The sequence below is a fragment of the Marinobacter zhejiangensis genome (genome assembly GCF_900114775.1).
Taxonomy (GTDB): domain Bacteria; phylum Pseudomonadota; class Gammaproteobacteria; order Pseudomonadales; family Oleiphilaceae; genus Marinobacter; species Marinobacter zhejiangensis.
The window spans coordinates 135,443-147,495 of the sequence record NZ_FOUE01000004.1; the positions used below are offsets into that span (position 1 = coordinate 135,443).

Here is a 12,053-nt window from a genome sequence, read left to right on the forward strand (position 1 = left end):
TATGAGCCTGATAGGGAGCTGTGTGGGGAGTGAACGCTGGCAGTGTTGTCAGTAACGCCATAAACCGGGCTGCTTCTCAGGAAAGTGGATCTGGATTCAGATTATACCGGCCATGCCGATAAAACACCGTGTAGACTCCAGGGGTGCGGATAAGTTCCCACTGGCATTGAGATCATTTAACACGCACAATAGCGAACGCATGAAACACCATCCACACGATCTTGTCATGCTGTTTAACGACCTGTTCCGTGAAAGCTACCGGACGATCCTGGTCCGAGGCGGCGATGAACCTGAGTATCTGCCAGAGACAGACGGCGGGGACGCCGCAAGGGTTATCTTTGCTCACGGCTATTACGCCAGTGCCTTGCATGAAATAAGTCATTGGTGCATTGCCGGCCAACATCGGCGCACGCTGGTGGATTATGGCTACTGGTACTGCCCGGACGGCCGGACTCCGGAACAACAAAAGTCGTTTGAGCAGGTTGAGGTCAAGCCACAAGCACTAGAGTGGCTGTTTTCGGTTGCGGCCGGATTCCGCTTCCACATCAGCGTAGATAACCTCAATGGCGATGGCGCTGTTGATGAGGATGGATTTAAACGCAAGGTGTGGGAACAGGCTGACTGCTATCTTAAAGAGGGAATGCCGAAAAGGGGACGCGCCTTTTTTCGGACCCTAATGGATTTTTATGGTACGGCACACCGGTTTGCAGCAGCCTGGCAAGCTGAACGCCCAGACCCGGCACCCGTTAACTAACGACGGTAAGGTATCCTGACTGTATATGACAACCTCCAATCCCCAAACGGCCTCTCCCATGGATGCTTCCACGGATCCGCAAGCGCAAAGCTCTATATCTCCCGCTAACAGCAGCAGTGTCCGTTTTTCCGACCTCAATCTGGATTCCCGGTTGCTCAATGCCATTACCGATATCGGGTTTACCCACTGTACCCCCATCCAGGCTGAAACACTGCCATTCACGCTGGCATGCGAGGATTTGATCGGGCAAGCGCAGACCGGTACTGGTAAGACCGCGGCATTTCTGATTACTGCAATCCAAAGTTTGCTTGAAACTCCCATTCCTGCCAAAGACCGTTTTGCCTCCGAGCCCCGGGTGCTGGCGCTGGCGCCTACCCGCGAGCTGGCGATGCAGATTGCCAAGGATGCTGAGCAGCTGTGTGGGTATACCGGTCACAACGTTGTGACTGTTGTCGGCGGTATGAACTATGACAAGCAGCGGGATCAGCTCCAGAATGAGATTGTCGACATTCTTGTTGCCACGCCAGGCCGGTTGATTGATTTCCTGGGCTCCCAGGACGTGTTCCTTGACCAGCTCGACATACTGATCCTGGATGAAGCAGATCGCATGCTGGATATGGGCTTTATTCCGGATGTTAAGCGGATCATTCGCAAATGTACGCCAAAGGAAGAGCGCCAGACACTACTGTTCAGTGCCACGTTCAACCAGGATGTTCTCAACCTGGCGTCCATGTGGACCCGTAATGCTGAGTTTGTGGAGATCGAGCCGGAGCAGAAGACCGCAGAGCGCGTGAAGCAGACGGTTTACCTGGTCAGTGAAGACGACAAGTTGACGGTGTTGGTGAACTACCTGCAGCGGCCGGGCGTGGACAAGGCGATTGTGTTTGCCAACCGTCGGGACCAGTGTCGTGACCTGGAGGAAAACCTTCAGAACCAGGGTGTCAAAGTCGCCATGATGTCTGGGGAAATTGCCCAGAACAAGCGTCTCAAGACCCTGGATCAGTTCAAGCGCGGTACCATTCAGGTGCTTGTGGCTACAGACGTGGCTGGTCGTGGTATTCATGTGGACGGAGTGACCCACGTGTTCAACTACAACCTGCCGGACAACGCTGAAGACTACGTCCACCGCATTGGGCGGACCGGACGGGCGGGGCAGCATGGTATTTCCATCAGTCTTGCCGGTGAGGATGACTCCTTCTCGTTGCCCGCTATTGAGACATACATCAGCCAGAAGCTGACCTCGACTGTACCGGAAGAGGATCTGATGCAGCCGTTGTCCAAACCCGCGATCAAACGGCGTCGCAGTGGCGGCGGTGGCGGTCGCCGGCCGGCCGGAAACCGGGGGCCCCGGCCACGCAGGTCTTGAGCATAGGTAAATGAGCATGTTGATCGTAGCGGACGAGAATATTCCCTTATTGGATTCATTCTTTGGCGATTTTGGTGAAATCCGGAGAGTTTCCGGGCGCCTGATGAAGGCAGAGGACGTGGCTGATGCGGATGTTCTTCTGGTGCGCTCTGTCACCCGTGTAACGCCTTCGCTACTTCAAGGCAGCCGGGTAAAGTTCGTTGGAACGGCAACCATCGGAACGGATCACATTGATCAGGCCTGGCTCGAAGAAAATGGCATCGCTTTCTGCGCGGCGCCAGGTTGCAATGCCAACAGCGTGGTGGAATACGTACTCAGTGTTCTTGCGCTTTATGCAGAGCGGCGCGGGATTGAAGACTGGAGCGAGCTTTCGGTCGGGATTGTCGGGGTAGGGAATGTCGGTGGTGAGCTGGCCCGGAAGCTGGATCGTCTCGGCTTTACCGTCAAGCTTTGTGATCCACCAAGGGCTGAGGTCGAGCCGGAAGTGGACTTTGCCACTCTTGATGAGGCGCTCGACTGTGATGTCGTCACGTTGCATACGCCTCTGGAGATTGGGGGAGCACATCCCACTTACCACCTGTTGGGGGCAGACCGGTTACAGGCGTTGCGTGGGGATCAGTTGCTCATCAACACCAGTCGGGGAGAGGTGGTCGACAATCAGGCGCTGCTCAACCGCCTGGGTCAGCCAGAAGCGCCGGTGGTGGCTCTTGATGTTTGGGAGCAGGAGCCGGTGATTATGCCGGAGTTGGTCAACAAGGTTTGGTTGGCTACGCCGCATATTGCCGGGTACAGCCTGGAAGGAAAGCTGCAGGGTACTGAAATTATCTACCAAGCGGTTTGCCGGTTCCTCGGTTTTCCTGTGCGGAAGCAGGCCGGGCAATTCCTCCCGGAGCCTGCCCTGAGTAAGCTGAGCTTTACCAGTTCGGCTGAGGACGATGCTGCGGCATTTACCGCCATGCGGTGTTGCTATGACCCTCGGCGCGATGACGCCAACTTGCGGCTGGTGATGGGGCTGGATGCCAGCGAACGGGGCGCGGCTTTTGATCGTTTGCGGAAAGACTATCCGGTAAGAAGGGAGTTCAGTAGCGTTAAGGTTCAGTTAAAGGGAACCAGCAAGATTCTGCGCGACACCTTCAAGGACTTGGGGTTCAAACTGAAAATCTAGAAAATCGGCGTTATGCCGATTTTCTGATTTCTGAAGCCTGGGGTTCAGGTTGGGACTGGATCAGTGATTCCAGTGTCTGGCGGACCATGGTGTCCGTGATAGGAACTTCTCGACCGTCGGATAGAACAATCGCTGCGCCGTTCATCCAGGGTTCTGACATATGTTTCTGTTGCATCACGGTGTTGCCCTCTCTCATTTTTGTTCCTCATCGAGTTCCAGGAGTCATTGACTGGCTCCTTGCGTCCCATTCCCTTGGTACGACCCAACACTACCCTTTGATTATGTCTGAAATATGACTGGGCAAGTGTGAACCTATTGGCAGTATCGTTGCTGAAAAAATAGACGGCTATTCTACAAAGGGTGTAGATGGGTTGGTCGGATGGAGGGTGCGGCCAGAGCGGCTGTCGAGAAAAGCAAAAGGCCCCGGAAGGGGCCTTTTCTGTTATTACCGGAGCAATAGGAATACGTTTCAGAGGTTCGCTTGTTGCAAAGCGGCAATGCGCTCTTCCAGCGGCGGGTGGGTCATGAACAGGGCGCTCAAACCACCACGCTGACCACGGTTTATGCCAAATGCCTGCAGCGTGTCCGGCATCTGGTCCGGTACTTCGCTTTCCTGTCTGAGTCGTGACAGGGCGCTGATCATGGCGCCACGTCCAGCTAACTGTGCTCCGGCAATGTCTGCACGGAACTCGCGGCGGCGGGAGAACCAGAATACTATCGTGCTGGCGAGGATGCCGAGTACCAGCTCTGCAATCAGGCTGACAATAAAGAACCCTGGTCCGTGGCCATTTTCTGACTTGAACACCGCACGGTCGACGACAGAGCCAATCACCCGCGATGCAAAAATAACGAAGGTGTTGACCACGCCCTGGATCAGCGTCAGGGTGACCATGTCTCCGTTGGCAACATGGCCAATTTCGTGACCGAGGACTGCTCGAATCTCGTCCTTATCGAAGCGTCGTAGCAGTCCCTCGCTGACTGCGACCAATGAGGCGTTCCGGTTCCAGCCCGTGGCAAAGGCGTTGGACTGGGAGGCAGGGAAGATTGCGACCTCCGGCATCCCGATGCCGGCATTCCGGGCAAGTTCCGCTACGGTATCCACCAGCCAGCGTTCCGCGGGCGTTTGTGGGTTATCAATGATCTTGGCGCGAGTGCTCCACTTTGCCATCGGCTTGGACAGGAACAGGGAGATGAGGGCGCCTGCAAAGCCAAAGACGGCGGCAAAGGCCAGCAACGATCCGTACTGGATACCGTTATGAGCGAGGTAGCTGTCAACTCCCAGCAGTTTCAGCGTAATGCTGGCAACCAGAATCACAGCCAGGTTGGTGGCAAGAAACAACAGTATTCGCATCTAAGTTTCCCTTATCAATGCTGAACCGATCGGCGGGCCTGTATTGGCACCGTTTCTAACGGTGATATGGGGCTCTCCGCAGGGGGTTCAAGCACCTTAGGGGAATTTAATGCATCAGGGGTTAGTGGTCTGGCTCGTCTCGGAAAAAAATTTCCTGCATAACATGGCTAAGCTTTGCGGAATGACCGGTGCGCAAGGTCTCCCGAATGATGTGGACATGGGTTGTCAGGTCGGCCCGGACCGAAGGGGGTAACGATTCCCCCCCGGCAATAACGTGGGGCTCAACGCTTGCAACCAGGGTCGGGCTGGCGGGTGCGCTCAGTCGGGTAAAGGCCCGCTGGCTGAGAACCGCCTGATCCAGTGCTTCCTGGCGGATGGTGTCCACGTAGCGGATCAGGCCCTCTTCTGCCATCCACAACAGGCTGCCGAAACAGGCCATATGGCGGCGGGAATGAAGGCCGAATTCGTCAGGCTCATCAGGTCCGGCGATGTCCTCGACGAACAGGTTAACTCGCCGCGGGAACGCATTGTACAGTTGAACCAGCGCGACTGCGGTGTCTTTGTAGAACTCCTCGATATGAATATCGGCCACGCCTGGGCTCCGGTTATTGCTGGTAAGTGGACAGGAAATGAGCCAGCCGTGTCATGGAGTCTTCCAGTGTATCCTTGCGGGGCAGGAAGACGACTCGCAGGTGCTGACGGTCATCGATATTAAACGCCGACCCCTGCACCAACAGTATTTTCTCCTGAAGCAGAAGGTCCAGGACCAACTTTTCATCATTGGCAATCGGATAGCGTTTGGGGTCAAGCTTCGGGAATAGGTAAAGCGCTCCACTGGGCTTGACGCAGCTGACACCAGGGATATCGTTCAACATGGACCACGCCGTCATGCGTTGCTCATACAGACGCCCGCCAGGGACCACCAGGTCGTTGATGGACTGGTAGCCGCCAAGCGCAGTCTGTATGGCCAGCTGAGCCGGCACGTTGGCACACAGCCGCATGTTCGACAGCATCTCGATGCCTTCGATCAGGTCATTGGCCCGGTGTTTGGCGCCACTGATGATCATCCAGCCCGAGCGATAGCCCGCCGCCCTGTAGTTCTTGGACAGGCCGTTGTAAGTGATGAACAACACATCATCTGCCAGGGAGGCGGTCGAGATATGCTGAACCCCGTCGTACAGGATCTTGTCGTAGATCTCGTCGGACAGCACAACAAGGTTGTGCTTGCGGGCCAGTTCAATCACTTCAAGCAGCAATTCCTTTGAATAAACCGCCCCAGTGGGGTTATTCGGATTGATCAGCACGATCGCTTTAGTGCGCGGCGTAATCTTTTTCTTGATGTCATCAATATCCGGGAACCATCCCTGCTCTTCATCGCAACGATAGTGCACAGGCTTTCCGCTGGACAGGGTGACAGCCGCCGTCCACAGGGGGTAGTCCGGAGCGGGAATCAGCACTTCGTCGCCGGTGTTGAGCAGGGCCTGCATAGACATCACAATCAGCTCGCTGACGCCGTTGCCAAGGAAAATGTCGTCGATATCCACCTTGTCGATGCCCCGCTGCTGGCAGTAGTGCATCACGGCTTTTCGTGCGGAGAACAGCCCTTTGGACTCAACATAGCCCTGGGCCTGGTGCATGTTGTAAATGACGTCTTGCTGAATCTCTTCGGGGACATCCAGCTCAAACGCGGCGGGGTTGCCGATGTTCAGTTTCAGAACCCGGTGGCCTTCCTCTTCGAGACGACGCGCCTCGCGCAGAACCACGCCACGAATTTCATAACACACATTATCGAGCTTGGCGGACTTCATGTAGTTCTGCATAGGGTTTGGCTTCCGGTTGTTCATCGTAAGGCCATTATTCTATCGGAGCATTTGTCTGCGGCAACACCTCAATCGTGATCAATTATGGCAAAAATGGTACAGAGGCCAGATATTTAAGCAGTACAGACTCACTTATCGCCTTGCGCCCTGTGTGTTGATCATTTATTGTCCCAAAATGATTGTGCACAATATAATTGTTAAAAATATAATTCCCTTACATTCACAGCGTTTATTAAAGAGAGGAATCCGCATGACGGCCCAATCGGTTTATGACATTGAGGTTCAGGATATCAAAGGCAATCAGCATTCAATGGGTGAGTACCGTGGCAAGGTGCTGCTGATCGTCAATACCGCCAGCAAGTGCGGGTTTACCCCCCAGTTTGAAGGGTTGCAAGCGCTGTATTCCGATCTCAAAGAGCAGGGGCTGGAGGTACTTGGATTCCCGTGCAATCAGTTTATGAGTCAGGATCCGGCGGATAACGATGCCATCAGCCAGTTTTGTTCCCTGAACTACGGTGTCGATTTTCCCATGTTTGGCAAAATTGAAGTGAATGGCCCGGGTACCCACCCCCTTTACCAGGTGCTCAAAGCCGAAGCAAAAGGGTTGCTCGGATCCGAAAAGATCAAATGGAATTTCACCAAGTTCCTTCTTAACCGGGATGGCAAGGTGGTTAAGCGTTACCCGCCAACGGCCAAGCCTGAAGCCATCCGTGGCGATATCGAAAAACTGCTATGACGGACGAAGGGCGGTGGGAAGACCAGGTTCTGGCGCTTGATAACCAGACCTGCTTTGCGCTGTATGCCGCCAACCGGGCGGTGACGGCGCTCTACCGGCCGTTGCTGGCTCAGTTGGGGCTGACTTATCCGCAATACCTGGTGATGCTGGTGCTATGGGAGGCCGAGACAAGCCAAGACATGGTCAAGGTGTCGTTCCTCGGTCGGCGCCTCCGCCTTGATACCGGCACCCTTACGCCGTTGCTGAAACGCCTCGAGAATCAGGGGCTGATCTGGCGCCGGCGGGATGATGGGGATGAGCGAGTCGTTAGGCTTGGGCTGACGGAAGATGGCCGTAATCTGAAAGCCCAGGCCCGGACGGTTCCGGGCCAGTTGCTGTGCAGTAGCGGATTGGAGCCTGGGCGCCTGGCCAGCCTTCGTGACGAGCTCAGGTCGTTGCTGGAACAGCTGGAGGAGGGCCCCAGCGGCGAATCACCGTGATGAGATCGTCGCGGTTGTAGGGCTTGGTAATGTAGTCGTTCATCCCGGCCGCCATGCAATCATCCCGATCGCCTTGCATCACGTTGGCGGTGACCGCAATCACCGGCATCTCGTTCCATTGTGGATTCTGTCGGATCTTTCGGGTAGCGGTGTAACCGTCCATAACCGGCATCTGACAGTCCATCAGCACCATGTCATAGCGTCGTTTCTCGAGAGACTGCAGGGCAACCTCGCCGTTTTCCGCAATGTCCACATGGTGGCCCAGTTTCTTGAGGATTGTACTGGCAACCATCTGGTTGACCTGGTTGTCCTCAACGAGCAAGACGTCCATGGGGGTGCCGGGAGGAATGACCTGGGCCGCGCCTGTACTGGACGGTTCGGTGCGCGGTGGCTCCGGTAGCGTCAGACAGCGGAACAGGGCGTCTCGTTTCAGCGGGAGCGACAGCGCGAATTGCCGGCGGGGAGTGTTGGCGGAGCCGGTGTTATTTAGCCAGATCACGCGTCTGCCAGCCGATTGATTCGCCAGTTTGAGCGCGACGCTGTCGTTCTCTGCCGCCAGCAACGGGCCGGTGCCAGGGTGATCAAGGTCATGAACTGGAATTCCCCAGGCCCTGAGTTGGCTCTCAATGGCAAGGGTATGGGGGAAGCCTTTGGGAACCGCGAGGGTTACGCCATCCCGAAGCAAGGCTGCGGGTATGTCGAAGGCCTCGTGCATGGCGGCATCCGGCTGATGTACCGGGAGAGGCAGAATAACGGTGAAGTGGGTGCCACGGCCTGGCTCGGAGTCCAAAACGATCTTTCCGTGCATTCGCTCCACCAGTTGCCTGCATAGGGTAAGCCCCAGGCCGGTTCCGCCATACAATCTGGTGGTGTCGGGGTTAGCCTGGGCGAATGGAGAGAAGATCCGGTTAAGGCCCTCGGCCGACATGCCGATTCCGGTATCGATAATTTCCAGGCGAACTGTGCCGCTGGCTTGTTTGGCTTTGATCCGAACTTCACCGTTGTTGGTGAACTTAATGGCATTGTTCAGCAGGTTGTTAAGAATCTGGCGAGTTCGGGTCGGATCGCCAAGATGGGTCTCCGGGAGATCCGGGTCAATCTCGGTGACCAGCTCAATCCCTTTGCTTCTGGCCTGTTGGGCGTGAAGCGTTGCACACTCCTCAATCAACCGGCGCAAGCTGAAGGGAATGACTTCCAGATTGAGCTTACCGGCTTCCACCTTGGAGATATCCAGGATGTCATTCAATAACCCTAGTAAGCTCTGGCCGGCGTTGTAGGAGATTTCAAGCCGCTCACGCTGCTCCGGTTCGAGTTCCCCTTCCAGAGCGAGCGACAGCATGCCAAGGACGCCGTTCAGTGGCGTTCGGATTTCGTGGCTCATGTTGGCCAGGAAGCTGGCCCGGGCTCTGGCGCGTCTGACTGCGTCTTCCTTGGCTTTGATCAGTGCGCGGTTACCCCGTTGCAGGGCGTCATTCTTTTCCGATATCTCCCGGGTTCGATCCAGCACCTCCGACTCCAGTTGGCTGGAGTAGTTCTTCATAGAGGCTTCAGCGGCGCGAAGTTGATCCAGGCTGCTATCGATGGTCACCAAGTGCTCGTTGATGATCTCCACCATCAAGCCGATCTCGTCGTCCTGATGGTTGTGAGGGACGGGCAGGCGGACTTTCTCCGGAGACTCAGCGTCCACTTTGCTCAGCGCTTCGACGACCTTGAGCATCGGCTTGGTCAACATGAAGTAGAAAATAAACAGCAGCACCACCGACAACACCAGGCTTTTGATAAAGCCGCTGACCACGGTGTAGCCGGCCCGTTGCAGGAACCCCAGGCCGTAGTAGTAAGTGTCTATGGTTACTGCCAGCTTCCCGAGAGGAATGTCTCTGAGTTGGGGCACGCTCAGTTCGTCATTGTAGAACTGGCTTGGTTCGAAGAGCGCATCGCTGAGCCAGCGGTACCTGGAGTCCGGGCTGCTCCTGCTGGCGGCTGCGAGTGTGAAACCGTCGGGGTCGATGATGCGGGCATCAATGATGGCCGGATGCTTCAACAGGCCGTCGAGTAATTCCTCAGCAAGCCTGACATCAATGTTGTAGGCAATTTGAGAGGCAGGGCTGCGGGTAATATCGATCAAGGCATGGATCTCATCGTCCATGGCCTGGCGGGCATAGAAATAATCCAGGGTCACCTGGGTCAGGTTCAGAATCAGTCCCAAGGCCATCGCCAGCAACACGGTGTTGCGGGTGAGGCGAAAGGAAAGGCGTTTGGTCAGTGCTGTTCTCACTGCGGGTTGAATCCTGGATGGTCAGCGGGGCTGGAAAATAGGTGTTCGTGCTTAATCGTCGTAGTCCGCTTTTTTCTTCCAACTGTCGTCGTCAAGGAAGGAGTCCCATTCCTTATCGCGCCGGCTCTGCTCGGCGTCCGCGGTTTTGAGTTCCTGGCCCTCATTGGCCAGCACCTCAAGTTCTTTGATGCGGATTCGAATGCTCTTGATGGCCTTGGTCGCAAGGGGGTTGTCCTTGGATTTGCCCATTTCCGTGCTGGCGAGATGGTATTCGTGAATTGCCTTACGGACGGCATTCTGTTTGATATGTTCGCGAGCCTGAAAAATATGCAGGTCAGCGTTGGTTTTATGGACCAGGAACAGCAGGTATTTAAGTTTCCGTTGGGCAACTGCTTTATCGATTTGACCGGCCTTGTGCATGCCTTCAATGACTTTGAACAGGCTCTTCAACGACTCTTTGACGTTGTTGGCTTTTTCCGGCGAGTCTATACGGCTCGGGGCTCGCTTATCTTCGCCTTCGTCGACCTTCTGCTTGAGCTGTTGGGCATGTTCAAGCCATTCGGCAACCGGCTTGTCGCTTTTCAGCGGTAGCAGGTCTTTGCAGGTACTTTCCATACGTTGGATCAGCAGCAGTTTTAGATCCGGCGTGAGGTACTGTTCCGGCACCTCTTCCAGCAGCGTTTGAGCCCGCTTGTAGGTATCCGCCAGAGCGCTGATCTTTCGCAAGCGTTGAATTTTCGCCTTTTCCCGGAGTTGGACGACGACGATGGCGAGGATGGAAACAGCAACAACAGCCGCAAGGATCAGAACAATGCTCGTTGTATCCATGTTAGAAAGCCACACTGAAAACGGGTTGATTACCGGTTGCGGAGAGGGTGTTCGAACCTCTCCAACCCCTAACGTAAAGCATACAGAATTTCTTACAACTTACCGGAAGGTTAGCAGAAAATCCTTCTTGAGTTGCGGGCTTATTAAGGCGTCTCTGGTTAACGGTTGCTTTCTATCATTTCTATGTATTGGTAGTCTATGGGCCATAAATAGTGTGAATGGTTGTCTGTTGTTCTATGGTTCTACCCAAGGTGAGTTATGGACATATCCCGTGTTGATCTCAATCTGCTGGTTTACCTCGATGTTTTGCTGAGGGAGCGAAACGTTACCAAGGCCGCAAACCACCTCGGCATTACCCAGCCTGCGATGAGTAACGGGTTGCGTCGCTTGCGGGATCTGTTTGGTGATCCGCTGCTGGTGCGGACAAGCGAGGGAATGACCGCCACCGAACGGGCCACGGAGCTTCAGCCCCTGGTTAGAGGTATTCTGTCGGACATTGAACAGGCAGTTCAGGAAAAAACGCCGTTTTCAGCCGGAGATAGCCAGCGGGTATTCAGGATCATGGCCAGTGACTACGCTGAGTCGTGTCTCATGCCAAGGGTGCTTCGGCGAATCCGTCAGGAGGCACCGAATGTGACCCTGGACGTGCTGACGCCGAGTGATGTCAGCTTTCTGGACGTGGAGCAGGGGCGTCTGGACATGGCCATCAACCGGTTCGACAAACTGCCGCAGTCGTTTCATCAAAAAACGCTCTGGACCGAATATTTCGCCTGCCTGATGAACGCGGGGAATCCCATTGCAGGAGACGCATTTACCCTTGCCAGCTATCTCGATGCCAGTCATATCTGGGTCAGCAAGACCGGGTTTGGGGTTGGTGTGGGGGTCAACCCCAAGGATGTTCAGCGCTTGGGCTGGGTCGATGAGGCGCTGGCACTGATTGGTCACAAGCGCCAGATCTCTGTATTTACCCGTCACTATCAGGTGGCTATGTTGCTTGCCGAGCAGCACGATTTGATTGCAACGTTACCTTGTCGTGCGGCCTGGCTGCAAAAGGACAATCCTAACCTGGTGGTGAAGAGCCCCCCGTTCGAGATTCCGCCATTTGAATTAAAGATGGCCTGGAGCCCGCTGCTTCAGCACAACCCCGATCACCAGTGGTTACGCCGTCTGATCGTGGAGGTTGCAGAGGAGGTCGATACGGAGTTTGCACCCTTTGGTCGTCAATTCGAGGGTGAGATTGATAGCCCCGGGTGACCTTGGGGCGTAAGGCATCTCAGAT

At 55.3% G+C, this 12,053-nt stretch carries 12 protein-coding genes; 6 read left to right on the forward strand and 6 right to left on the reverse strand.

All coding sequences use genetic code 11. The annotated features are described in order from the left end of the window. Positions 1-199 precede the first annotated feature (199 nt). The 3 genes from BMZ67_RS13475 to pdxB are packed head-to-tail and all read left to right on the forward strand — an operon-like array spanning position 200 to position 3,285. The gene (locus BMZ67_RS13475; protein WP_092023526.1) at positions 200-754 is read left to right on the forward strand and encodes an elongation factor P hydroxylase; all 555 of its coding nucleotides are present in this window, start codon (positions 200-202) and stop codon (positions 752-754) included. A gap of 58 nt (positions 755-812) precedes the next feature. Then, a complete protein-coding gene (locus BMZ67_RS13480) occupies positions 813-2,120 on the forward strand; it encodes a DEAD/DEAH box helicase (RefSeq protein WP_092023528.1) in 1,308 nt (435 codons plus the stop codon). A gap of 16 nt (positions 2,121-2,136) precedes the next feature. Beyond that, on the forward strand, positions 2,137-3,285 hold the full coding sequence (pdxB, locus tag BMZ67_RS13485; RefSeq protein WP_092024133.1) for a 4-phosphoerythronate dehydrogenase PdxB: 1,149 nt from the start codon (positions 2,137-2,139) through the stop codon (positions 3,283-3,285). Between the two features lie 10 nt (positions 3,286-3,295). On the opposite strand, the gene BMZ67_RS18855 is transcribed toward pdxB, so the two are convergent. From BMZ67_RS18855 to BMZ67_RS13505, 4 genes are all read right to left on the reverse strand, one after another. Beyond that, a complete protein-coding gene (locus BMZ67_RS18855; RefSeq protein ID WP_092023530.1) occupies positions 3,296-3,481 on the reverse strand; it encodes a PA1571 family protein in 186 nt (61 codons plus the stop codon). Between the two features lie 273 nt (positions 3,482-3,754). Further along, on the reverse strand, positions 3,755-4,636 hold the full coding sequence (gene htpX / locus BMZ67_RS13495; protein ID WP_092023532.1) for a protease HtpX: 882 nt from the start codon (positions 4,634-4,636) through the stop codon (positions 3,755-3,757). Between the two features lie 121 nt (positions 4,637-4,757). Next, positions 4,758-5,228, reverse strand: a complete 471-nt coding sequence (locus BMZ67_RS13500) for a hypothetical protein (RefSeq protein WP_092023534.1) — start codon at positions 5,226-5,228, stop codon at positions 4,758-4,760. A 13-nt stretch (positions 5,229-5,241) separates the two neighbouring features. Beyond that, complete coding sequence (locus BMZ67_RS13505; RefSeq protein WP_092023536.1) at positions 5,242-6,456, reverse strand: pyridoxal phosphate-dependent aminotransferase; 1,215 nt, start codon at positions 6,454-6,456, stop codon at positions 5,242-5,244. Positions 6,457-6,706: 250 nt separating this feature from the next. Between BMZ67_RS13505 and BMZ67_RS13510 the strand changes: the two genes are divergently transcribed. Further along, complete coding sequence (locus BMZ67_RS13510) at positions 6,707-7,192, forward strand: glutathione peroxidase (RefSeq protein WP_092023538.1); 486 nt, start codon at positions 6,707-6,709, stop codon at positions 7,190-7,192. Next, positions 7,189-7,671: a MarR family winged helix-turn-helix transcriptional regulator gene (locus BMZ67_RS13515; protein ID WP_092023540.1), complete on the forward strand. Its 483-nt coding sequence runs from the start codon at positions 7,189-7,191 to the stop codon at positions 7,669-7,671. Before BMZ67_RS13510 ends, BMZ67_RS13515 begins: the two co-directional genes overlap by 4 nt. On the opposite strand, the gene BMZ67_RS13520 is transcribed toward BMZ67_RS13515, so the two are convergent. Together BMZ67_RS13520 and BMZ67_RS13525 are read right to left on the reverse strand one after the other, a co-directional pair. After that, a complete protein-coding gene (locus tag BMZ67_RS13520; protein ID WP_342713554.1) occupies positions 7,619-9,946 on the reverse strand; it encodes a hybrid sensor histidine kinase/response regulator in 2,328 nt (775 codons plus the stop codon). The two genes, BMZ67_RS13515 and BMZ67_RS13520, sit on opposite strands and share 53 nt — an antisense overlap. Positions 9,947-9,997: 51 nt before the next feature. Continuing rightward, positions 9,998-10,774, reverse strand: coding sequence for a hypothetical protein (locus BMZ67_RS13525; protein WP_092023542.1), 777 nt, complete (start codon positions 10,772-10,774; stop codon positions 9,998-10,000). Between the two features lie 258 nt (positions 10,775-11,032). On the opposite strand from BMZ67_RS13525, the gene BMZ67_RS13530 reads away from it, so the two are divergent. Further along, positions 11,033-12,028 (forward strand): LysR family transcriptional regulator, encoded by a 996-nt coding sequence (locus tag BMZ67_RS13530; protein WP_092023544.1) that lies wholly within the window; start codon positions 11,033-11,035, stop codon positions 12,026-12,028. The last annotated feature ends 25 nt before the right edge of the window (positions 12,029-12,053 follow it).